18 protein-coding genes are annotated in these 22,272 nt (G+C 61.4%); 15 read left to right on the forward strand and 3 right to left on the reverse strand.

What is annotated here, in order from left to right:
• The 4 genes from NP945_RS17425 to NP945_RS17440 all read left to right on the forward strand — a co-directional run.
• Positions 1 to 1,800, forward strand: a 1,800-nt coding sequence (locus NP945_RS17425; protein WP_256747055.1) for a VCBS domain-containing protein, incomplete at its 5' end; no start/stop codon positions are given.
• A 190-nt stretch (positions 1,801 to 1,990) separates the two neighbouring features.
• Positions 1,991 to 3,664 carry a type I secretion system permease/ATPase gene (locus NP945_RS17430; protein ID WP_256747056.1) on the forward strand — a complete coding sequence of 558 codons (1,674 nt, stop codon included), beginning with the start codon at positions 1,991 to 1,993 and terminating at the stop codon, positions 3,662 to 3,664.
• A gap of 19 nt (positions 3,665 to 3,683) precedes the next feature.
• Complete coding sequence (locus tag NP945_RS17435; RefSeq protein WP_256747057.1) at positions 3,684 to 5,021, forward strand: HlyD family type I secretion periplasmic adaptor subunit; 1,338 nt, start codon at positions 3,684 to 3,686, stop codon at positions 5,019 to 5,021.
• 444 nt (positions 5,022 to 5,465) lie between these two features.
• Positions 5,466 to 7,238 (forward strand): SLC13 family permease, encoded by a 1,773-nt coding sequence (locus NP945_RS17440; protein WP_256747058.1) that lies wholly within the window; start codon positions 5,466 to 5,468, stop codon positions 7,236 to 7,238.
• A gap of 691 nt (positions 7,239 to 7,929) precedes the next feature.
• Here the strand turns inward: NP945_RS17440 and NP945_RS17445 are convergent.
• Positions 7,930 to 8,307 (reverse strand): low affinity iron permease family protein, encoded by a 378-nt coding sequence (locus NP945_RS17445; RefSeq protein WP_256747272.1) that lies wholly within the window; start codon positions 8,305 to 8,307, stop codon positions 7,930 to 7,932.
• 422 nt (positions 8,308 to 8,729) lie between these two features.
• Between NP945_RS17445 and NP945_RS17450 the strand changes: the two genes are divergently transcribed.
• Positions 8,730 to 9,029 carry a DUF1236 domain-containing protein gene (locus tag NP945_RS17450; RefSeq protein WP_256747059.1) on the forward strand — a complete coding sequence of 100 codons (300 nt, stop codon included), beginning with the start codon at positions 8,730 to 8,732 and terminating at the stop codon, positions 9,027 to 9,029.
• 189 nt (positions 9,030 to 9,218) lie between these two features.
• Here the strand turns inward: NP945_RS17450 and NP945_RS17455 are convergent, their stop codons facing one another.
• Entirely contained in the window at positions 9,219 to 9,536 is a 318-nt protein-coding gene (locus NP945_RS17455) for a helix-turn-helix transcriptional regulator (RefSeq protein WP_164748698.1), read from the reverse strand.
• A 786-nt stretch (positions 9,537 to 10,322) separates the two neighbouring features.
• Complete coding sequence (locus NP945_RS17460; RefSeq protein WP_256747060.1) at positions 10,323 to 10,904, reverse strand: amino acid synthesis family protein; 582 nt, start codon at positions 10,902 to 10,904, stop codon at positions 10,323 to 10,325.
• Between the two features lie 163 nt (positions 10,905 to 11,067).
• Here NP945_RS17460 and NP945_RS17465 point away from each other — a divergent pair, with 163 nt between their 5' ends.
• From NP945_RS17465 to NP945_RS17510, 10 genes are all read left to right on the forward strand, one after another.
• On the forward strand, positions 11,068 to 12,861 hold the full coding sequence (locus tag NP945_RS17465) for a helix-turn-helix domain-containing protein (RefSeq protein ID WP_256747061.1): 1,794 nt from the start codon (positions 11,068 to 11,070) through the stop codon (positions 12,859 to 12,861).
• Between the two features lie 176 nt (positions 12,862 to 13,037).
• The gene (locus NP945_RS17470) at positions 13,038 to 14,015 is read left to right on the forward strand and encodes a flavin reductase family protein (RefSeq protein ID WP_256747062.1); all 978 of its coding nucleotides are present in this window, start codon (positions 13,038 to 13,040) and stop codon (positions 14,013 to 14,015) included.
• A 22-nt stretch (positions 14,016 to 14,037) separates the two neighbouring features.
• Positions 14,038 to 15,549, forward strand: a complete 1,512-nt coding sequence (locus tag NP945_RS17475) for an aldehyde dehydrogenase (RefSeq protein WP_256747063.1) — start codon at positions 14,038 to 14,040, stop codon at positions 15,547 to 15,549.
• A 28-nt stretch (positions 15,550 to 15,577) separates the two neighbouring features.
• Positions 15,578 to 16,654: an LLM class flavin-dependent oxidoreductase gene (locus NP945_RS17480; protein WP_256747064.1), complete on the forward strand. Its 1,077-nt coding sequence runs from the start codon at positions 15,578 to 15,580 to the stop codon at positions 16,652 to 16,654.
• 2 nt (positions 16,655 to 16,656) lie between these two features.
• On the forward strand, positions 16,657 to 17,484 hold the full coding sequence (locus NP945_RS17485; RefSeq protein ID WP_256747273.1) for an alpha/beta fold hydrolase: 828 nt from the start codon (positions 16,657 to 16,659) through the stop codon (positions 17,482 to 17,484).
• 268 nt (positions 17,485 to 17,752) lie between these two features.
• On the forward strand, positions 17,753 to 18,586 hold the full coding sequence (locus tag NP945_RS17490; RefSeq protein WP_256747065.1) for a transporter substrate-binding domain-containing protein: 834 nt from the start codon (positions 17,753 to 17,755) through the stop codon (positions 18,584 to 18,586).
• 56 nt (positions 18,587 to 18,642) lie between these two features.
• Positions 18,643 to 19,617 carry an amino acid ABC transporter permease gene (locus tag NP945_RS17495; RefSeq protein ID WP_256747066.1) on the forward strand — a complete coding sequence of 325 codons (975 nt, stop codon included), beginning with the start codon at positions 18,643 to 18,645 and terminating at the stop codon, positions 19,615 to 19,617.
• Positions 19,614 to 20,357, forward strand: coding sequence for an amino acid ABC transporter ATP-binding protein (locus NP945_RS17500; protein ID WP_127266451.1), 744 nt, complete (start codon positions 19,614 to 19,616; stop codon positions 20,355 to 20,357). Before NP945_RS17495 ends, NP945_RS17500 begins: the two co-directional genes overlap by 4 nt.
• A 19-nt stretch (positions 20,358 to 20,376) precedes the next feature.
• Positions 20,377 to 20,679 (forward strand): hypothetical protein, encoded by a 303-nt coding sequence (locus NP945_RS17505; protein ID WP_127273096.1) that lies wholly within the window; start codon positions 20,377 to 20,379, stop codon positions 20,677 to 20,679.
• A 476-nt stretch (positions 20,680 to 21,155) separates the two neighbouring features.
• Positions 21,156 to 22,088: a lipid kinase gene (locus NP945_RS17510; RefSeq protein WP_256747067.1), complete on the forward strand. Its 933-nt coding sequence runs from the start codon at positions 21,156 to 21,158 to the stop codon at positions 22,086 to 22,088.
• The last annotated feature ends 184 nt before the right edge of the window (positions 22,089 to 22,272 follow it).

Genomic DNA, 22,272 nt, shown 5'->3' on the forward strand with positions numbered 1-22,272 from the left:
AACGGCGCCAACGACGCGGCGGTGATCACCGGCGATGCCAGCGGCTCGCTGACCGAAGCCTCCGGCGTTGCCAACGCCACGGCCGGCACCTCGCCGGCGACCGGCGATCTCGACGCCAGCGATGTCGACAGCGGCACCGACTTCTCGGTGCAGACCAACGGTGCCCACGGCACGCTGACCATCAATGCGGCCGGCGAGTGGAGCTACGCGCTCAACGAGGATGATGCCGCCGTCCAGGCGCTCAACACCGGCGATCCGGCACTCACCGACACCATCACCGTGCAGACCGCCGACGGCACGACCAAGGACATCGTCATCTCGATCAACGGCGCCAACGACGCGGCGGTGATCACCGGCGATGCCAGCGGCTCGCTGACCGAAGCCTCCGGCGTTGCCAACGCCACGGCCGGCACCTCGCCGGCGACCGGCGATCTCAATGCGACCGATGTCGACAATACGGCGACCTTCAACACCCAGGCCGCCGTCGCCAAGACCTATGGCACGTTCTCCATGGACGTGAACGGCGCTTGGAGCTACACCCTGGACGACGCCAACGCGGCCGTTCAGGCGCTCAACAGCACCGGAGCGAACACCATTCTGCACGAACTGGTGACGGTCACCACCCTCGACGGCACACAGAAGGTGATCGACATCACCATCCACGGCGCCAACGACGCGGCGGTGCTATCGTCTGCCTCGGCCAACCTGACCGAGACCAACTCGGCAGCAGATATCTCGACTTCCGGCACACTGACCATCTCGGACGTCGACAGCCCCGCAACCTTCGTCGCCCAGGCCGCCACCGCCGGTACCTACGGCACCTTCGCCATTAATGCGGCTGGTGCGTGGACCTACACGGCAAGCTCGGCCCATGACGAGTTCGTCGCCGGCCAGCACTATACCGAAAACTTCGATGTGGTCAGCGCCGACGGCACCCACACGTCGGTCGCCATCGACGTCCTCGGCACCGCCGATGCCCCGCCGCGCTTTGCTCCGACGGACATTCAGCTCACACCGAGCACTACGACGGACAATGTGACTTTCAGTTCGTTCCAGTTCACGGGAACACTGTCCGCAACCGATGCAGATCCCGGCGGCTTCGTCTACAGCATCACCTCGCAATCGGACCCTGGACTGTTTTCGATCGCCGGCAACACGTTGAGCTCGGGAGATCTCTCGCCGAGCAAGGCGTATTCCATAACCGTGCAGTCAACGCAGGTCGGCGATCCGGTCGGGCCTGCTTACCAGTATTCCGAAACTTTCCAGGTCATCACCGGCAGCAATGGCAACTCAAGCGACAATCTCAGCAACCCCGTAGGCGGCGACGATATACTCTACGGCAATGGCGGGGCGGACCAGATCTTTGGCCTGGCCGGCAATGACACGCTGTTAGGCCAAGGCGCTAATGACACCCTGTCCGGCGGCGACGGCAATGACCGGCTGGTCGGTGGTGCCGGCGCCGACACGCTTAGCGGCGGTCTGGGCGCCGACACATTCTATTACGGATCAGCCGTTGCGGATTCTGCGCCGGGTGCCGGCAGTTTCGACACCATCACCGACTTCGTGCATGGGGTCGACAAGATCGACCTGTCCTCAATCGACGCCAGCGGAGCCGCCGGTGATCAGGCGTTCCTGTTCGGAGGGCAGAATGTGAATACCGTCGCCAGCAGTATCACGTGGTCGGAAAGTGGCGGCAACACAATCGTCCGTGCGGACGTAACCGGCAACACAGGCGCCGATTTCCAGATCACGCTGACCGGTACCGGGCTCGGACTGACGGCGAGCGACTTCGTGCTTTGAAACCAGGAGGTGAGTCGCTTTGCGGCTCACCTCGTTGCTCGATGTGATTGGGCCTCCGCGTTAAGGTTTACGACGGGAATACCGACGGGCCGCGTGGCCGGCTGAAGGATCGGGGATAATATCGGCATACAGGTGGACAGGGGGGCGGTTCTCCGCTGGGTATTTGAGTCTCGAAAGAAAATCGCAGATTGTGAAGGACGCCCTTCTGGCGTGCCGTCATTATTTCCTGATCGCGGCAGGCTTCAGCCTGGCGATCAACCTGCTCTATCTCGCCTCGCCGCTCTATATGCTGCAGATCTACGACCGTGTTGTGACCAGCGGTAGCCAGACTACGCTGGTAATGCTTACCATCGCGCTCCTGGCGGCGTTCCTTGCGCTGGCAGGTCTCGACCTCATGCGTGCCACGATCCTGACCCGGGCTAGCGTACGCCTCGACCGGTTGCTGTCCGCGAGGATCGTGGCCGCGTCGGTCGAAACCACGCAGTCGGGCTCCTCTCAGAGCCAGCCGGTGCGTGACTTTGACACGTTCCGGCAGGTCATAACTGGCATGGGCATCAATGCGCTGTTCGACCTGCCATGGTCGCCCATCTACATCGCCATCATCTTCCTGCTGCACCCCTGGCTCGGCTTCTTTGCGCTCGGCTCGTCGCTGCTGCTCGTCACCATGGCGGTGCTCAACGAATATCTGGTGCGCGCCCCGCTCAAGCAGGCCAACGACTTGGCGACGGCCAACTACAATTTCACCGATATGAGCCTGAGGAACTCGGAAGTCATTCGCGCCATGGGCATGATCGAAGGCCTCATCCGCCGCTGGGGACGCGACCGCAGCTTGGCGCTTCAACGCCAGACGCAAGCCAGCGACCGCGCCGCCTTGATGTCGGGGATGATCAAGTTCCTTCGCTTGACCATGCAGTCGCTGATCCTCGGCCTCGGCGCCTATCTGGTGATCGAACGGCAGACCACAGCCGGCTCGATGTTCGCGGCCAGCATATTGCTGGGCAGAGGACTGCAGCCCGTCGAACAGATCGTTGGCCTCTGGCGCAGCCTGATCCTGGCGCGGGCGGCGCTGGCGAGGGTTCACAAACTGGTCGACGGGGGCACGCAGAACGCAAGATCGTTCAACCTGCCGAAGCCAACCGGCAAGATTTCGGTCGAGCAGATCAGCTTTGCAATTGCCAGCCAGCAGAAAGTGCTGCTCCGGGACGTATCATTCCGGCTGGACGCAGGCGAGGCGCTGGGAATTGTCGGCCCGTCCGGCGCCGGCAAATCAACGCTGGCTCGTCATCTCGCGGGCGTCATGCAACCCAGCCGCGGCACCGTCAGGCTGGACGGCGCCGATCTGTCGCATTGGGGACACGACGCGCTTGGTGACCACATCGGCTACCTGCCGCAGGATATCGAACTCTTCTCCGATACGGTCGCCGCCAACATCGGCCGCTTCAAGACCAATGTCGACCAGGAGGTCATCGAGGCCGCGCGACTCGCCGGCGTGCACGAGATGATCATCCGCCTGCCGCAAGGCTATGAGACCCAGATTGGCGAAGGCGGCGCAGTGCTGTCGGGAGGATATAGGCAACGGATCGCTCTTGCTCGTGCGGTGTTCGGAACGCCGAACCTGATTATTCTTGATGAGCCGAGCTCCAATCTGGACGCCGATGGCGACCGCGCGCTGAGCGAGTGTGCGATCGAGCTCAAACGGCGGGGCAGCACGGTGATCATCGTCTCGCACCGGCCCTCGACCCTGGCGAATGTCGACAAGATCCTTCTGTTGCGCGATGGCGCGGTCGAGGCCTTCGGCATGAGAAACGAGATCGTGGCGCTGCTCAACCAGCGCGCGGCTCCAATGGCGGTGGTAACGCAATGAGCCGTGTTTGGAGAGAGCGATGAGCGACGGCGCCCTTACCTACCGAAGCCTGCCCGGGGAAACCGGCATCCTCGCTCCGGATTCGATCCGGGTGCCAGCCTATATCGGCCTGCTGATCATCGTTGCCTTCTTCGGTATCTTCGGCAGCTGGGCAGCCTTTGCCCCACTGAACGGCGCCGTGCTCGCCGACGCCATCGTCAAGGTGGAAGGCAATCGCAAGAGCGTACAGCACTTCGACGGCGGAACGGTGAAGGAAATCCGCGTCAAGGATGGCGACGTCGTCAGGAAGGGCGACATAATGCTGAAGCTGGACGACACCAGGATACGATCCGAGTTCAATCTCTATGCCCAGCAATATGCGCTGCTGCGTGCAACCGATGCCAGGATTCGGGCCGAACTGGATGGCAGCGAGGCTGTTGCCTTTCCCAAGGACATCCTCAAGGAGCACGAGGCCTACCTCAGGGATGCGATGGCAAACCAGATCGCCGACCTGGAAAGCCAGCGCGCCTCGATGGCCGGCGCCAGGCAGATTCTCGAGCGGCGGATCGCCGAGCTCGAGGAGCAGATCCAGGGCAAGCAGGCTCGGGTCCAATCCTACCAGGCCCAGATGCAATCGACCATCGACGAGAAGGCCAGCCTGTCAAAGCTGCTCAAGGCTGGATTGACGACCCGCCCGCGCATTCTGGAATTGGAAAGATCGGCCTCGGATCTGCAGGGCCTAATCGACGAGAACCTCGGCGCTATAGCCGGCAGCCAACAGAGCAAAGCCGAACTCAACGGGCAGATCGCCCAATTGACCTATGAACGCCGAGCCAAACTATCAGCCATGCTGATCGATACGCAATCGAACCTTGCCGACCTTGTGCCCAAGATGTTTGCCGCCCAGGCTGCCATGGACCGAGCCGAAGTGCGCGCGCCTTATGACGGCCAAGTGATGGATCTCAGCGTCTTCTCGATCGGCGCGATCGTTTCGCCGGGCCAGACTATCCTCGATATCGTTCCGACCGAAAATTCGCTGGTCGTCCAGGCTCAGATTCGCGTCGAGGACATATCGAACCTGCGACCCGGTATGGCTGCCGAAGTTCGTTTCACATCCTACAAACAGCGCTCAATACCCATAATTCATGGTCGCGTCACCCGCATTTCGGCGGATCGCATTACCGACAGCAAGACCGGGTTTCCCTACTATCTTGCCGACGTAGCAGTCGACCCGGTGGAATTGGCTGCAGCCCCACAGATTGCGCTTTATCCGGGCATGCCGGCGTCAGTCATGATCGTCACCGAGGAACGCACCGCGCTCGACTATGTGCTAGGTCCGTTGGTTGTGTCGTTCCACTCCGCCTTTCGCCAGAAGTAACTGAGTCCGTAATCTCTCCGCGATGCCATTCGACAGATGGTCGGGCCTGCAAAGCCGAGACAGGAGCTGCCCGGAATCTGGAGGGTCTCCGCATTCCCATCCGACCTGTGCATTTCTGGCCCTCTATATGTTCCATCCAAGCCAGCCAGAGACGCCGACCCTAACTGACGAATTTCTGCTATCGCTTGTCATTTGCCAGAAGTCGCCGTTCCGCTCCCGTTCCACAAATGCCTGTCAGCAATGCGTCTCAAATCGGTCGTAAGGTCAGTTTTGCCATTGCCTGAAAGTTGACGATCGCAGGCATCTGCGCTGGAAGCCGTGGGCCAGCGGCCATCGCCCGATGGCATTCAGGATCGTGCTGGCAAAGCCGCAATCAGCAAAGCAACAAAAGGGGCGGTTTGGCCGTTCTGATCAGTCGCATTGGCGGCTGGGGCATTCGAAGACATGACGACGCCGCAGATTTTGTCATTCGCCGTAACCTTCGTGATGATGGCAGCGTTCGTGTGGGGTCGCTATCGATATGATCTGGTCGCGGCCGCGGCACTGTTGCTTGCTCTCGCGGTTGGCATTGTGCCTCTTGACGAAGCCTTCAGCGGGTTCAGCGACGATATCGTGGTTATTGTCGGCAGCGCTCTGCTGGTGAGCGCAGGGATAGCACGCTCGGGTATCATGGAGGCCGCCATCAAGCGCTTTGCTCCGAAATTATCGGGAGTTCGGTCGCAACTGGCGCTGCTGGTGATCGTGGTCACGATCCTCTCTGCCTTTGTAAAGAATATCGGGGCGCTCGCTATCATGATTCCGATCGCCTTCCAGTTCGCGCGCCGGTCTAACATTTCACCCTCGATGTTTCTGATGCCTATGGCGTTCGGGTCACTGCTCGGCGGTCTCATGACGCAGGTGGGAACATCTCCCAACATCGTTGTGTCCCGAGTACGAGAGGAGCTGACCGGAACCGCCTTCACAATGTTCGACTTCACACCTGTTGGAGCTGCCATAGCCGCTGCCGGAACGATCTTCCTGCTGTTTTTCTATTGGTTGTTGCCGGTGCGCGAAAAGCTTGGCGGATCACTGAACGAAGCCCTCGACATCAAGAACTACCTTACAGAGGCTCGAATTGTCGCTGACTCCACGGTGCTCGGGAAAACCGTCGCAGACCTCATGAAGCTCGCCGGCGGCGATGCAATCGTGACGTCGATTCTGCGCAATCGCACGATGCGGATGACGCCACTGCCCGACGCGATCCTCAAGGTGAATGACATCCTGTTGCTCGAAGGCGACCCAGAAGCGCTGGATCGCCTTGTCTCCCAGGGCAGGCTCAGCGTGACCGGGGATAGGGTCGCTGGTGACGACACCACCAACGAAATGGTCGCTATCGAAGCCGTAATCGGTGAAAGCTCCTCTTTGATCGGCTGGACCGCCCAGCGCCTTGCCCTTTACGATCGCTTCAATGTCAACCTCCTGGCTGTCAGCCGTCGCGGGGAGCGCCTCGACCGCAGGCTGGCCGAAGTCGAGCTGAGGCTCGGGGACGTTGTCGTTTTGCGGGGCAGTGCAGCCAGGATGCCCGAGATACTTCGTGAACTCGGCTGCTTACCGCTGGCAGAAAGGGCTATCCTTCTTGGTAGCGTCCGCAAGGGTATCGTGCCGGTAGTAATCCTTGCTCTCGCTATGGTGGCGACGGCGTTTGGGCTGCTGCCAGTCTCCGTCGCTTTCTTCGCGGCCGCTGTCGCGATTGTGCTTTTCAAGGTCATTCCGCTCCGCGACGTCTACCAATCGCTCGATGGGCCTATCCTCGTGATGCTGGCCGTTCTCATTCCAGTGAGCGATTCGCTGCGCAGTACAGGGGCGACGGGAGTAGTTGCCGGCGAGCTTGCTAGGCTGGGGACACTCCTTCCGGCGTCCGGCGCACTGATGCTCATCCTTGTCGCCGCCATGGCCGTTACGCCATTCCTCAACAATGCCGCCACCGTCCTTGTCATGGCGCCTATCGCCGCCGAGTTTGCTAGTGATCTGGGCTACCGGCCGGAAGCATTTTTGATGGCTGTCGCCATTGGCGCCGGCTGTGACTTTCTCACCCCGATCGGACATCAGTGCAACACGCTTGTCATGGGGCCGGGTGGCTACCGCTTCAGCGACTATCCCCGTCTGGGACTGCCCCTATCTTTTCTCGTAGTCATTGTTGCCGTGCCGATGCTTATGATCGTTTGGCCAGTGGACTGACATCCGATATTCGGATGCCCTCCTTGGAAATCCCACATGACACTACATTCGTGAATGAGGTCTCCGCCGCGCAACTGAGGGCGAAAAATCCAACGGTGAAGAGTTCGGTGTGCGATCCGGCAAAGAGCCTGAAGCAGAAGCGCCCGGTCAGAAAAGCACCACAAAGGCGGAAAGACGTAGGTCGCGCCCAGACTCCGCCTAACCGGCATGCCGGCGGGTCGACATGCGTAACCTCCGCCAAGTGATCGCGCGAACGGCCAAAGCACCCGCCGCTGCTCGTTTCTGAGGGTTAAACTTATGAAAGCCCGCCGCCTCATTTGCGAAGCGGCGGGCTTCATCCGCCCCAACTTGTCAATGCAACTTTGGTGCCAAACTTTTTGGCTCTCTATCGGACAATGGGCCTGTCCGACAGCGATCAAACAGACATCCAAAATGCCAGCAGCAGGGCGCATAAGGATGAGACGAGGGCAGCGGTGGCAAAAAGCACGCCCTGCCAATCTGGCGGTGGATCGGACACCAACTTGTCGGGGGGCGGATGATTGTCATTCATGAAAAGCAATTTTGCGACGCCAAGTTTGGTCCCGTAAGCCTTCAGGTTGTCGGCGGAAATGGCCGCCGCCCTACCGAAGGCCAAAGAAACTCAAAATTGCCAAGACGACGACCACCGCACCGACGAGCCAAATGATATTGTTCATGATCTCTCTCCTGTTGCTTTCGAAAGTTCGCGCCTGGCAGCGCCGATCGTTCGGGACGCCTCTGCTTCGAGTTCTACAAGCTTCTCCCTGATCTCCTCCGGCTCGGCGTGCTCCAATCCGACAACGTCATTTCTGGTTTCATTCAGTGAAACGATGATCTCATCGAGTTTGGCGTGAATGGCGGCGGTGTCGCGATAGCCTTGTAGAAGGACAACACCAGTGATCACGATGGCGGCAACCGACAGGGCGTAGGTAATCGCACTTGTCAGACCAAAGGGCACCAGGGCGGTGCACAAAACCATTGCTATGAGAATGACATAGAAGCCCGGCGGCCGAGATAGGAAGTCGGAGGCCGCGAAAAGGAACCGATTCATATCCGGGCCAAAGTCATCAAGGCGACCAGTGCGGTAATCGCCACACAAATAGGCACTGCTGCCAGTAAGCCTGCCTCTAAGATCCGACTCTCTTTGTCGCGCAACATCAGGTCACCTACTCCAAGTTAAAGATATAGGTTCGCGAGCAGCTGGGCGGCTCGCGAACCTGCTATCGGCGTCGTGCTTGGCCAGCACTTTTATCCATCTGCTTTCTCCCAAGTTCGAGAGACAACAGCCGCGGGAGGCAGGCGTTCCAGTCGCTGTCTCTGACAGGACCAATGCGTGTTCTAGGACCAGACTTAGGCCCCAAAGGGACTAGACCTAAGTACCTAAGGCGGAACGTCTAGGGCGGCTCCATGTTCAAGTTGTCGGGCGGCGCGGGACGACGATCGTGTTGCGCCAGTCCCTACCGGAGTGCAGATATGAACATGCTTCTAAAGAACACCGCAGCAGCGATGTTGCTCTTGGCTGGGATCGGCTCAGCCGCCGCGGACGACATCATTATCAAGCCGGAACAAGACACCGTCATCCGCGAATATGTGAAGCAGCAGCCCCTGGCGTCGGTCAAGCTCCCCGGCGTGGAACTGAATGTCGGGACAGCTCTGCCGGACACGGTTGAGATCCATGAGGTTCCCAACGTCAAATACCGCTATGTGGTGGTCGACAACCGCACGGTGCTGGTGGACCCAGGCACCCGAAAAATCATCAAGGTTTACGACTGAACGAACCAATTCAGCCCCGCCGCCATCGCTGGCGGCGGGGCTGAAGCGTATAAATCTCCACATCCGGACGAAGATGAGGAGCCTTAAAGTCGCGACATCGCAAGCGCTCTTGGCACGCCTCTCCGGCACGAATGCGGGAAGCACGTTAGAGCGAAGGCCGAGAGGAAACCTCTCCAAAGGTCTCGGGCTTTATGGATGATGGTCGCGGCCAGGCAGAGTTTTCCTCTCAGCAAGCCAGTCCAGGAGTTCAAGCACCTTCAGGGCACGATCTGTGCACGAGTAATACGCTTTTTGACGCTCCTGCCTCCGGGTGACCAGCCCAAATTCTCGCATTATGCTAAGATGTTGGGAGAGTGCGGAGTTGCTAAGCCCTAATCGCGACGCCAGATCAGAAACGGATATTTCTCCGTCGGCAAGAATGATTAGAGCGAGAAGGCGCTTTTCATTAGCCATGGCAGCGAGCAGCTCGGCGGACGGCGCATAAATGCTGGGCTTTTCGGGATCCATGATGTCTCCCTCACTCACGCGTCGAGCGGGCCTCGCGCAGGCCGAATGTAAAGAACTCGCCTCCCATTTACCGCAGCGGCGGGCCAAGGATGACGTGCCCGGATCGTCGGGCGCTCCGGCGCGTCAGAACTATTAGCGTAGCGTAATGTTCCGTCAGAAGGGCGTCGCTGTCTGACGGTCGGCGTCGGCGGCTAAGCGCCTTAGCTCCTGGATCGCCCCTTCTTCGAAGCCTGGGAACCTTTGGCTTCGGCAGCAAGGCGTTGTTCTCGAAGTCGCGCAGTCTTTAAAAAACGCGCCTCTCTCTCGGCCGCGTTATCAACTTTTGCCTCGCGGTCTGCGCGATCCAATCGGTCTTTGTCGATGCTTCGCTGGGACACTTTGGCCTCCCACCAGAAGACCGTTGAATTTACTTTTCGCTAAATTGTTCCCGCCAATTCGGCGACTGCCTTCCTGACGCTTGCGCACCAACAAAGCAAAAGCCCGCCACCGGCGTAGCGGGCTCTTGAAGAGGCAGGCAATTGGAGGGTACTGGCAAACTAGCTACCGCCATAGTTCCGGCATCAAAGGTGCCGGATCGCAACGCCGCATGTCGACAGCATCGATGGCCGGAGATGAACGGCAAGGACGCCTGTGCAGTTCGCCAAGCACCTTCGGGTCCGGAGAGCCTGCACTGCAGCCTAGCAAGCTCTTCGAAATAGGCCGCGAGATCATCATCAGCATTCGCCGGCTCTGAACATTGGTGATGCTGTGGTACCCACGGTGATGTTGTGGAACCCAGCGCAAGCCTCACATCGCTGCTTCCTGCTCCATCTCTTTCATGTCCTGAAAGCGGTCCGCAATCCGTGGGTGAACCCGGCCGCCGTCCGCAGCACCGATGGCCACGACAATCTCGTCGGCAGCCGGGCCGTCGGCGATCTGGAAGTTGGCGGTGATGAAATGCGAGCGGCGACCGTTCTCGCTCTTGTGCATCATCGGCAGCGATAGCAGCGCGCCCGGCGCGTTGCGGGTGTTACAGAATTCGAGATAGGTCGTGCCGCCGACGGCGTCGCGGAAGACATTGCCGAAGCGCAGCGTATGGATCATGGCGGAGGCATGCTCGATCTCGCCGGCGGTTCCGACGGCAGCCGCCTTGCCGTAGCTTTCGATGCGTTCCGCCTGCATCAATCCAATCAGGCGGCTCGTGAGTTCCTGCCCCAGCCGGGGCGCTATGGCGACAATCTCCGGCCGCAAATCCTCGACGAAGCCACGCCCGGCCCATGGATTGCGCAGGACGGCTGCCACCACGATCGACGTTACCGGCCTTGCACCCGCTTTGCCGCCTTCGATGTGCACTTCCTCGATGAAGGTGCTGACTTTTCGCAATTCCATGATTTGGCCTCCCCAGGTGGAAGCTCAAGATAATGCACGCCAACCGTCTGGTATTCCTCCGGTTCGTAGGAAGAAACGGCGTGCGTCCCGCTTGGAAGCGGTGTAGCGTTCGTATATCCGCGACGGCTTAAATTCGCCCTTCGCGAGCGGCGGAAGATCAGGCGTGGACCACGAATCGCAAATTCTCTCCTTGCGGGACGCCGCCAGCCTCATCAATTCGGGCGGCGATCTCCAGTCCGTGCTGCGCGACCTCGTGCTGGCGGCCTGTCGTCATGCCCAATGGACTTTAGGCTCGATCATGGGCATCGACGCCGCCCACGGCCACGCCTATGTCATCGTGCGCCACGACCCGACGCTCATTCACCGCACGTTGCCGGACCGTTGGGAGCTGGCCACCAGTCCCTCGATCGTCGCGCTCAACCGCAACGAGCCGGTCTACATCAGGGACGCGCGCGTATCGGAGGAGTTCCCGGGCTACCGCCGAGAAGCCTTCGAGCGCGACTACCGCAGTGTTCTGGTCATGCCGATGAACTGCGTCGACGAAGACGGCCGGCCGATGGTGCTGACCGTCGTTTCGCGCGAGATCACCGAAGTGACGGCGCAGGATATCGCCTTCATCGGCATGATCGTGCATCTGGGTGAGATCGCGGTCGAGAAGCAGCATCGGCTGCGCCAGGAGAAGCAGGCCGGCGAGCGTCTGCAGCGCGCCCTATCGGCGCACACCTCGCTTCTGCAGCAAGCCTTGTCGGACGGATCGGTGGCCTCGCTCGCCGATAAAGTCAGCGAGCTGCTACCCAATCCTGTGGTGGTGATCGATTTCCATGCCAATCTGGTTGTCGCCGGCCGTTCCCCGAGCGAGGCGCATTTCGACGCCGCCTCCTGGCAGCAGGCGGTGAGCGGAACGCTCAGCCGGCAGATCTTCAAGATAGCGCGCGGCGCGTCCGACGGGCGTCACACCGAGACGCTGTTCGTCGATGACGGCAAGCGACAGCTCAAGCTTTCGGTGCGCATCGAGCCGCTTAGCATCGACGCCGAAGTGGTTGGCGCACTGATGATTTTCCCGACGCCTCACGAGTCTGGTCAACTCGATCAGATGCTGCTCGACAGCACCAAATTCGCACTCAGCGTGCAGATGATGCGCAGCTTCGTGCGCTTCCGTTTCGAGACGCGCTCGCTGACCGAGCTTTTCCTGGAGGTGGCGGAGCGCCGCTGGCGCGACGAGGCCGATATCGTCAGTCGCGCCCGCCGGCTGGGGCTCGACTTGACCGTTGCACAGAAGATGATCGTCGTCGACCTCGCCGAACAGGACGGTGCCATCGGCCTTGCCGATCCGCATCATGAGGTCATGCGTCTGCTGCAGCAGGCCGGCATTGCCGGCACGGCAATCGCGGTGGAGGATGGGCTTGTCTGTCTTGTCCCGGCCGATACCGGACAGGATGGCGCGCGCTTCGCGAAATTGCCGCACAAGATTGCGGCCGGGCTTGGCCGCTATTTCGAAGGTGAGCCGGTGGTTGTGCTTTCCGAGGCCTGTGCCGCGCTGGTCGATTATCCCATCGCCTGGGAGCGGTGCCGCCGCATGATCCGGATCGGCCGTTCCTTTGGGCGCACCGGCGTTTTTGCCGGCCAGGATTTCGGTCCGCTGCCGATATTGGTCGCCGCTGCCGACGCTCCGGACGTGCGCGGCTTCGTCGACGAAAGTGTCGGCGCCCTGATCGCGCATGACCGCGAGCACGGCACGCCCTATCTGGAGACGTTGTTTGCCTATCTGCGCGAGGGCTGCCGCAGCCAGGCCTGCGCCGACGCGATCGGCCTGCATGTCACCACCTTACGCTATCGCCTGTCGCGCATGGAGGACCTGTTCGGCATCCGTCTCGACACGCCCGAACAGCGCTTCGCGGTTGAACTCGCGATCCGTCTCGGCGGCATCATCGACAGCCGCGCGCCGACAGCCCGCTAGACTCTATTGACCTCGCCACCACTGTTTCGACGCGGCAGCCGCCGCAAGTGCAGGCGCGCTGCGCCTGCACTTGCTCGGGATGGCAGCAGCACGCCCCGACATCTTTCCTACAGATCGGAGGAAGAAGGCCGGCCGTCTCTTGCCTAGGTTTCAACCGACACTATGGGAGGAAAGCAATGGCGGACGCGGTGGTACAAAGGACGATCGACCCGATCGCCTTGCGTCGTGCCTTCGGCACCTTCGTCACCGGCGTGACCGTTATCACCACGCGCGACTGCGACGGCAATGCGCGCGGCATGACCGCCAACTCCTTCACCTCGGTCTCGCTTGACCCGCCATTGCTCCTGGTCTGCGTCGCCAAGGCGGCGGCGAGCTTTCCCGCATTCAACGAAACACGGACCTTCGCGGTCAATTTCCTCCATGAAGGCCAGGTCGACGTTTCTTCGGTGTTCGCGTCCAAAGCGGCGGACAAATTCCAGTCGGTCAACCATGACCGCGCCCACACCGGCGCGCCGATCCTCACCGACAGCCTGACATGGTTCGACTGCACCGTTCACAACCGCATCGAGGCCGGCGACCACATCATCCTGATCGGCCGGGTCCAGGCTTTCGGAACCAGCCCATCGGCGCCGCTCGGGTTTTGCCGCGGCCGTTACGCCAGCGTAAAGGATCCGCTGCCCGCCGGCTGGCTGGCCTCGCAGGACATGATCATCGGCTATCTTGTCGAAGCCGGCGACCGCATCCTCTTGCGCACCGATGGCAAGGGAAGTTGGGTGCTGCCGACGGCGCGGCGCCGCAAGGCCGACAGTCAGCTCGTCCTCGATGGCGGCGACGCGCTGACCCTCGTCCCTGAAAACACCTTCCTCTATTCGGTCTTCGACGTCGCCGACAGCGACCCGGGCTATCTCATCTACCGCGCCGAACTGAGCCTTGAGAGCGCTGAAGCAGCACTTCCGGATGGCCACGCCTTCTTTTCCGTCGACGCGCTGCCCTATGAGCGGATCGCCACCCATGAATTGCGCGCCATGCTGCGCCGCTATGCGCGGGAGCGCCAGGACAAGCGCTTCGGCATTTACATCGACACCGGCGACGGCGGCCGCGTCGCCATGATCGACGGCCAGTCGCAATCGTGGACGCAAGCCGCATTCGAATGATGCTTCACCCAGGACAGACAGCATGAAAACGACGGTCGGATCGCTCGAAGGCTCACGCCAGAACCTGTTCATCGACGGTGCGTTCGTGGCGCCGAAAGGCGGGCAGTATATCGACAGTTTCGACCCGACCACCGGCAAGCCCTGGTACCAGTTCGCCGAGGCCGGCGCCGAGGATGTCGGCGCGGCCGTCGAGGCCGCACGTACCGCTTTCGCGGCGCCTGCCTGGCGGCGCATGACCCAGACCGACCGCGGCAGGCTGGTGCGCCGGTTGGCGGAACTGGTGCTGGAGCATGCCGACGAACTGGCGCTGATCGAGACACGCGACAACGGCAAGCTGCTCAAGGAAATGCGGGCGCAGATGCGCGCCATGCCCGACAGCTACACCTATTTCGCGGGGATGGCCGACAAGCTGCTTGGCGACACCATCCCGGTCAACAAGCTCGACATGCTCAACTTCAACCTGCGCGAGCCGATCGGCGTCGTCGGCATGATCACGCCATGGAACTCGCCGCTCATGCTGCTCACCGGCACGCTGGCGCCATGCCTTGCGCTCGGCAACACGGTGGTCGTCAAGCCGTCCGAGCACGCCACGGCCTCGACTCTCGCTCTGGCCGAGCTGATCATGGAAGCGGGCTTTCCCGCCGGCGTCGTCAATGTCGTCACCGGCACGGGTGCTGTGGCCGGAGACGCGCTGACGCGGCATCCAGGCATCGCCAAATTCGTCTTTACCGGCTCGACGGCGACGGGCCGGCGGATTGCCGCCAATGCGGCGGAAAACCTCATTCCCTGCTCGATGGAACTTGGCGGCAAGTCACCACATGTCGTCTTCGGCGATGTCGACATCGACCATGCCGTCAACGGCGTCGTGTCCGGTGTGTTCGCGGCCGCGGGGCAGACCTGCGTCGCCGGTTCGCGCTGTTTCGTCGAGGCCAGCGTCTATAACCGTTTCGTTGAGGCGCTGGTCGAGCGTACGAAGCGCGTGCGGGTCGGGCTGCCGACGCTGGAGGAAACCGACATCGGTCCGCTGGCGCTGTCGGCGCAGCTTGCCAAGGTGGAAGGTTACGTCGCCTCGGGCGTGCGCCAGGGGGCCAACATCGCGGCCGGCGGCAGGCGGCCGCAGGCGGCCGAGCTTGCCGGCGGCTGGTATTTCGAGCCGACCGTGATGACCGATGCCGATAACGGCATGGACTTCATGCAGGAGGAACTGTTCGGTCCCGTCGTCGGCGTCATTCCGTTCTCTTCGGAAGACGAGATGATCCGTCTCGCCAACGACACCCGCTATGGGCTCGCCTCCGGCATCTGGACGCGGGACATCAACCGCGCCCTGCGTTTCGCCAGAAATGTCGAGGCCGGCACGGTCTGGATCAACACCTACCGCGCCTCCTCCTTCATGTCCGCCAATGGCGGCTTCAAGGAGAGCGGCTATGGCCGGCGCGGCGGCTTCGACGCCATGGAGGAGTTCTCGCGCCTGAAGAACGTCGTCATCGACTACTCCGGCGCCATGCAGGACCCCTTCATCATCCGCCTTCGCTGACCAAACCCGACGCACTGGGGAGACCGACATGAAATTCGCCGTTTCGCTGACCATGGAGCGCTTCTCGCCCGACATGCCGATGTCGAAGGTGAAGAGCAATCTGCTCGACCTGGCGCGCCTGGCCGACGAGGGTGGCTTCGAGACGCTGTGGACAGCAGAGCATCACACGATCGAATGCAACATCTCGCCGAACCCGCTGATGACGCTGACCTGGCTTGCCCAGCATACCGAGCAGATTCGGCTCGGCACCTCGACGCTGGTTGCGCCCTACTGGAGCCCGATCCGGCTGGCGGGGGAGGCGGCACTTTGCGATCACCTGACCGGCGGGCGGCTGGAGTTCGGCATCGCGCGCGGTTCGTACCAATATGAGTTCGACCGCATGGCCGGCGGCATGCCGCAGCAGGAAGGCGTTGCCTATCTGAAGGAGCTGGTGCCGGCGGTGCAGACACTGTGGGCGCAGGATTATGCCCATGACGGCCACTACTGGAAGTTCCCGCTCGCCGCCGGCGTGCCAAAACCGCTGCAGAAGCCGCATCCGCCGATCTGGGTAGCCGCGCGAGACCCGGGTACTTTCGACTGGGCGGTCGGCATCGGCGCCTCGATCCTGTCGACGCCCCTGTCGGCGCCGGCGGCCGAGATCGCCGTGCTCGGCGAGAAATTCCGCAAGGCCGTCGCCGATCACCCGGAGGTGCCGCGCCCACGCCTGATGATGCAGCGGCGCACCTGCGTCTACGAGCGGGCGCGGGACTGGGAGATCGCGGTCGGGCATGCCATCGACTATGGCCGCGCCTTCGAAAACCTGTTCCAGAACATCGGCACCGTGCAAAACGGCTTTCCCGAAGCCGTCCCTTACGAGAGCGTCAAGGGCAAGGACAATTACAATCCCGAGAACATCCGCCGCAACCTGATGTTCGGCACGCCCGACGAGGTGATCGAGAAGCTGCTCGACTATGAAGCGGCGGGCGTTGACCAGTACTGCCTCGGCCTGACGTTCAACCTGCCGTTCGAGCTGCAGAAGAAGACGATCAAGCTGTGGGTCGACGAGGTGATGCCGGTTTTTGCCGCGCGCGAGCGCGACAGGGCCCGCCAGGCGGCGAGAGCGTGACTATGGCGCGCTCCGGCCAGCTCGATGTCGATGGCGTGCTGCTCAACTGGCGCCTTGAGGGTGAGGGTGGGTTGCCGCTGGTCTGCATCCATGGGGTCGGCTCCTATCTCGAAGCCTGGAATGGCGTGGCCGGCCAACTGAAAGATCGCTTCGCAGTTCTCACTTTCGACCTGCGCGGCCATGGCCGCTCCAGCCGGGTCAAGGGCCGTTACGAGATCGACGATTTCGTCAAGGAAACGCTGGCGCTGGCCGACCATGTCGGGTTTACCACCTTCCATCTGGCCGGCTTTTCGCTGGGCGGCCTGATCGCACAGCGCCTTGCCCTGACGCATGCCGAGCGCCTGCAAAAACTGGTGCTGCTGTCGACGGTTGCCGGCCGCACGCCCGAGGAACGGCACGCGGTGCGTGGCCGGCTGGCGGCGCTGATGGCGAGCGATGCCTCAGTGCATCATGAAGCCTCGCTGTCGCGCTGGCTGACGGAGGATTTTCAGGACAGCAACCCGGAGACCATCGCCGAGTTGCGCCGGCGTGACGCTGAAAACGACCGCGACTGCTATGCGGCCGCCTATCGCGTTCTGGCCGAGACCGATTTCGGCGGCATTCTCGACCGCATCACCTGCCCGACGCTGATCGTGACCGGGGAGGACGATCAGGGCTCCAGCCCGCGGATGGCACGGCTGATGCACGAACAGGTGCAAGGGTCGCAACTCGCCATCCTGCCCGGACTTCGTCATTCGATCCTAATCGAGGCGCCGGCTCGGGTTGCCACCCTGATGGGCGATTTCCTGATGGACGCTGACCGCGGGAAAGGGGGCGGCGCCGATGAATAGCAGCCTTCGCGATGCGAAAGCGAACGCCGGACACCAGGGGAGGCTGCACGACACCTCGCCGGGAGCGGGCCGAGACCTTCCCTGTGATCGGGGGAATGGCGACGGCAAACATCCTCCGCGACATCGGAAGACCGGACCGGCCGCGACGTCGCTAAATCCGCGGGCCTTTGGGAGAGGACGCCGACCAGGTCGGCACGAAATTGCGACGTCACGACCGGCTGAACGGAAGTGACTGCAAGGAACTGAACAACAACAGGGGAATACGGATATGACATTCTGGAACAGACCACAGCTGACGTTGGCCGCGATGGCGCTTGCGCTTGGCGCATATCCTGCTCACGCAGGCGCGGTGCTCGACCGCGTTGTGGCGGCCGGCACGCTCAAGGTGGCGACCGATGCCAACTGGGCGCCGCAGTCCTTCATGAATTCCAGCAACGAGCTGGACGGCTTCGATGTCGACGTCGCCAAGGCGATCGGCAAGCACCTCGGCGTCAAGGTCGAGTTCATCACGCCCGGCTGGGACATCATCACCGCCGGCCATTGGGCGGGGCGCTGGGACATGCATGCCGGCTCGATGACGCCGACCAAGAAACGCGCCGAGATCTTCGATTTTCCGGCGGTCTACTATTACACGCCGGCGGCCGTTGCCGTGCACAAGGACAGCAAGGCCAAGACGCTGGCAGATCTCGACGGCAAGGTGGTCGGCGCCACCAGCACCTCCACCTTCGAGGCCTATGCCAAGAAGGATCTGACGCTCGACGCCGCCGGCGCGCCGCCATTCGAGTACAAGCTCAACCCGAAGGAGGTCCGCTCCTACGAGAATTCGACGACCGCCTTTGACGACCTCCGCCTCGGCGACGGCGTGCGCCTGGACGCGGTGGTCTCTTCACTGCCGTCGATCCTCGACGCCGAGAAGGCCGGTTACCCGATCAAGCAGCTGGGCGACCCGGTATTTTACGAGCCGCTGGCGATCGCCACCGAACGCGGCGATCCCGAACTCTCCGCCAAGATCGGCGACGCCGTGAAAGCGATGAAGGAGGATGGCACGCTGAGCAAGCTTTCCGAAAAGTGGTACGGGCAGGATTACTCGAAGACCAACTAGCCCCCTTAAAAGGCGCCTGCCCCCCGGGCAGGCCGCCGAACAGCCGGTGCTCAAAGATGCTTTATCCGGATACCGTCGAAGCCGAAGTCCTCGTCCACAAACCCTGGTTCGTGGCTACGCTGTTCGGCGTCGTTCTGCTTCTCTTCATGGCTTTCAACATGTCGAGCACCAGCTTTGCCGAACTCATGCGTCCAGTGATCGGCGAACCGTCGGTGAGTGGCTTCTACGGCCGCTTTGCCATTGCTTTCGCCATCGCGGTGATCTTCACCTTGAACGTCGTGTTGATCGGCTTCGCGCCGCTCAAGTTCCAGATCGGCATCGTATGGCTCGAACTGCTGCTCCTGTTTGTTGGCTTCTTCGAGACGTTCCATCTCAGCTTGCCCTTTATCAGAGAGAAACTGCCGTTCCTGATCAGCCAGGGCGTTGTCACCACGCTCTACGTCTCGGCGATTTCCATCGTCATCGCTTCGGTCATCGCGGTGGCGGGAGCGGTCGCCAAGCTCTCCAACAATGGTTTCGCCTACGCCATCGCCAGCTTCTACACCTCCTTCTTTCGCGGCCTGCCGCTGCTGATGCAGGTCTATCTGATCTATCTCGGGCTGCCGCAGCTCGGCTTTGTCATTGATGCGGTTCCGGCCGGCATCCTGGCGCTATCGCTCTGCTACGGCGCCTACATGACCGAGATCTTCCGCTCCGGCATCCAGAGCATCGATCGCGGCCAGTGGGAGGCGTCGCGCTCCATGGGCTTCGGCTTCACGCTGACCATGCGTCGCATCATCCTGCCGCAGGCATTGCCGGTCATCATTCCGCCAACGGGCAACCAGTTCATCTCGATGCTGAAGGATTCCTCGCTGGTCTCGGTCATCGGCGTGTGGGAGCTGATGTTCCTGGCGCGCACCCTCGGACAGAAGACCTTCCAGCACATGGAGATGCTGATCTCGGCAGCGATGATCTACTGGATCCTGTCGATCTGCCTCGAACTGGTCCAATCGCGGATCGAACGGCATTACCACAAGAGCAAGGTGCGATGAGCGCCCCCGCCATCATTGAAGCCAAGTCCGTTTCCAAATGGTACGGCCAATTCCAGGCGCTGAAGGACATCAACCTGATCGTCCACAAGGGCGAGCGGATCGTGATCTGCGGGCCCTCGGGTTCCGGCAAATCAACCCTCATCCGCTGCTTCAATCGCCTGGAGGCGCATCAAGAGGGCGACATTGTCGTCAACGGCGTTGCCTTACATGGCAAGATGACCAACGTTGCCGCCGTGCGTTCCAACGTCGGCATGGTCTTCCAGCACTTCAACCTGTTTCCGCACATGACGGTGCTGATGAACTGCATGGCCGGCCCAATGTGGGTGAAGGGCGTATCGGAAAAGCAGGCGCGCAAGACCGCGCTGAAGTTCCTCGAGCGGGTCCGCATTCCCGAACAGGCGAACAAGTTCCCCATCCAGCTGTCCGGCGGACAGCAGCAGCGCGTGGCGATTGCCCGCAGCCTGTGCATGGAACCGGCTGTCATGCTGTTCGATGAGCCGACCTCCGCACTCGATCCGGAAATGGTCTCCGAGGTGCTAGAGACGATGACGGGATTGGCTCGGGACGGCATGACCATGGTGTGTGTAACACATGAGATGGGTTTTGCTCGTGCGGTTGCCGACCGGGTGATCTTCATGGACGCTGGGCAGATCGTCGAGGAGGGCACGCCCGACGGGTTTTTCGGCCACCCTTGCCATGATCGAACCAAGTTGTTCCTCAGCCAGATACTGAAGCATTAAACTTCCAGAAAAAAAATGCGTGGATGCGCTGGACGAACGGCCCGTGCCTTTCCTCGACCAGCAGCGCGCCGGCTGCCGCGGATTCACCACGCCATTTTTCCTGTCCGTTTCTTCCTTTGCGCGCTTCAACGATTTCTCGGCACGTTTGACGCACAACCTTGAACTGCCAAGTTCGAAATCAAGAATTTCAGCCATCGTTCCCCTTCCTATGCGGTTGCGGTCCCTTCGGCTGATAATTACGGCTGTTCTGTTTGGTTCCGGCCAATCGCGACCCGGCTCCAGATTTTACAGGAGCCAGGCCGATCTGGTCCTGCCGATTTAAATCTCTCCGGCAATGGGCTTGAGCGCATCTTCTGTCGCAGGCTCCAGCGGGGCGCGGCAACGTTCCGGAGCAAAGCGGCGCGCCGAAGGACGATCTGAAATCCGCCCCGGGGACATATCCGCGATGCGATCGACCGCGCTTTCAAGCTTTCGCGCGATAGATAGGCGCGCCGATGATCATGGAAACCTTCGACCATGTCCACTCCGAGGAGGTTTCAAGTTGTTTGGCGAATGACATGTGCTGGCCAAGTGGCCTATCTCACGCATCGCCAGCACCTATGCGATTGCCAAGACGGCTGTGCCGGCGTGACGGTCCACGAACTCGAATAGCGATCCTGGGGACCGCTGGATGTCGCAAATTGCGCCGTTCGCAACGTCGCGGCGGAGGTAGGTCCGGTTTGAGTCGAAAGCTTCGGTTGCGGTCGAATGAGCAACCGCCCTATGTGCATGCGTCATGACCATCGGATCGATCTTTGAATGAGCAAATTAGCCACAAGGCGCGCATTGCTGCTCCTCAATCCAAAGGCGCGGCGCGGCCAGGAGATGATCGCCCCGATTGTGGAGCGGCTGGAGCGCGGCCGGCTTTCCGTCACTGTCGAAACGTTCGAGGCGTTGCCGGAGATTGCCAGTGACATAGTTCGCCTACGCCAAATGGCCGACCTTGTGGTCGTGTGCGGTGGCGATGGTTCGGTGTCGGCGGCGGCGATGGCTGTAGTGGAAAGCCGCCTGCCGATGGGCATTATTCCTATGGGAACGGCTAATGACCTCGCTCGCACACTCGACATCCCTATGGATCTTCTGCAGGCCGCTGACGTGATCGTGCGGGGCCGACTTCGGCAGATCGATATCGGCACGGTCAATGGCAATGCCTTTTTCAACGTCGCGAGTGTCGGACTCAGCACTGAACTGGCGCAGGGTCTAGATCCCACTTTGAAGAAGCGTTTCGGCAGGCTCGGCTATGCGCTGGCGGCGGTTAAAGTGTTGACGCGGGCCACGCGGTTCCACGCGAAGATTATTGAGAAAGGCGCGGCGACCGACGTCGAAACCTACCAGATTGCGGTGGGAAACGGTCGTCACTACGGGGGCGGCAACGTGGTGGAAGAGACGGCCGAGATCGATGACGGACATCTCGATCTCTATAGCTTGGAAATGACGAACCTCTGGAAACTGGCGCTGATGCTCCGCTCCTTCCGTTCTGGGACGCATGGCGCCTGGCGAGAGGTTCGGACGGCTAGGTGCGTCGAGTTCGACATCGAGACGGAGAAGCCGATGCCGGTCAACACCGATGGTGAGATCGTCACCTCGACACCAGCTCATTTCAAGGTCCATCCAAAGGCGATCTCGGTCTTTGCGCCTCCGCCCGTGGGCATTCGACGTCGCACAGAAGGAGCATTCGGTGCGGACCTTTGATTTGTCGGGCGACCATCCCGGTGTCAAGGCTGCGCAATAGCTCGTCCGGCCGCCGAGGCATGCATGATTATCGTGTTCTCGACGCGCTTCAAAGGCGCCTTCCACGCACCGCGGGTATTCTCCAAACGCTCGCTTAGAAGCAGGGCCAAAGATTTGTTGCCCTTCGCCGCTCGAATATTAGCAA

The sequence above is a fragment of the Mesorhizobium sp. LMG17149 genome (assembly GCF_024518695.1).
Taxonomy (GTDB): Bacteria; Pseudomonadota; Alphaproteobacteria; order Rhizobiales; family Rhizobiaceae; genus Mesorhizobium.

Bases quoted from the DNA above. Each gene is read 5' to 3' on its own strand.
- NP945_RS17460 (WP_256747060.1), bottom strand. From the start codon at position 10,904: ATGGAATTGCGAAAAGTCAGCACCTTCATCGAGGAAGTGCACATCGAA.
- NP945_RS17480 (WP_256747064.1), top strand. From the start codon at position 15,578: ATGAAATTCGCCGTTTCGCTGACCATGGAGCGCTTCTCGCCCGACATG.
- NP945_RS17495 (WP_256747066.1), top strand. From the start codon at position 18,643: ATGCTTTATCCGGATACCGTCGAAGCCGAAGTCCTCGTCCACAAACCC.
- NP945_RS17470 (WP_256747062.1), top strand. From the start codon at position 13,038: ATGGCGGACGCGGTGGTACAAAGGACGATCGACCCGATCGCCTTGCGT.
- NP945_RS17445 (WP_256747272.1), bottom strand. From the start codon at position 8,307: ATGAATCGGTTCCTTTTCGCGGCCTCCGACTTCCTATCTCGGCCGCCG.
- NP945_RS17435 (WP_256747057.1), top strand. From the start codon at position 3,684: ATGAGCGACGGCGCCCTTACCTACCGAAGCCTGCCCGGGGAAACCGGC.
- NP945_RS17455 (WP_164748698.1), bottom strand. From the start codon at position 9,536: ATGGATCCCGAAAAGCCCAGCATTTATGCGCCGTCCGCCGAGCTGCTC.
- NP945_RS17485 (WP_256747273.1), top strand. From the start codon at position 16,657: ATGGCGCGCTCCGGCCAGCTCGATGTCGATGGCGTGCTGCTCAACTGG.
- NP945_RS17510 (WP_256747067.1), top strand. From the start codon at position 21,156: ATGAGCAAATTAGCCACAAGGCGCGCATTGCTGCTCCTCAATCCAAAG.
- NP945_RS17440 (WP_256747058.1), top strand. From the start codon at position 5,466: ATGACGACGCCGCAGATTTTGTCATTCGCCGTAACCTTCGTGATGATG.
- NP945_RS17490 (WP_256747065.1), top strand. From the start codon at position 17,753: ATGACATTCTGGAACAGACCACAGCTGACGTTGGCCGCGATGGCGCTT.
- NP945_RS17450 (WP_256747059.1), top strand. From the start codon at position 8,730: ATGAACATGCTTCTAAAGAACACCGCAGCAGCGATGTTGCTCTTGGCT.
- NP945_RS17500 (WP_127266451.1), top strand. From the start codon at position 19,614: ATGAGCGCCCCCGCCATCATTGAAGCCAAGTCCGTTTCCAAATGGTAC.
- NP945_RS17475 (WP_256747063.1), top strand. From the start codon at position 14,038: ATGAAAACGACGGTCGGATCGCTCGAAGGCTCACGCCAGAACCTGTTC.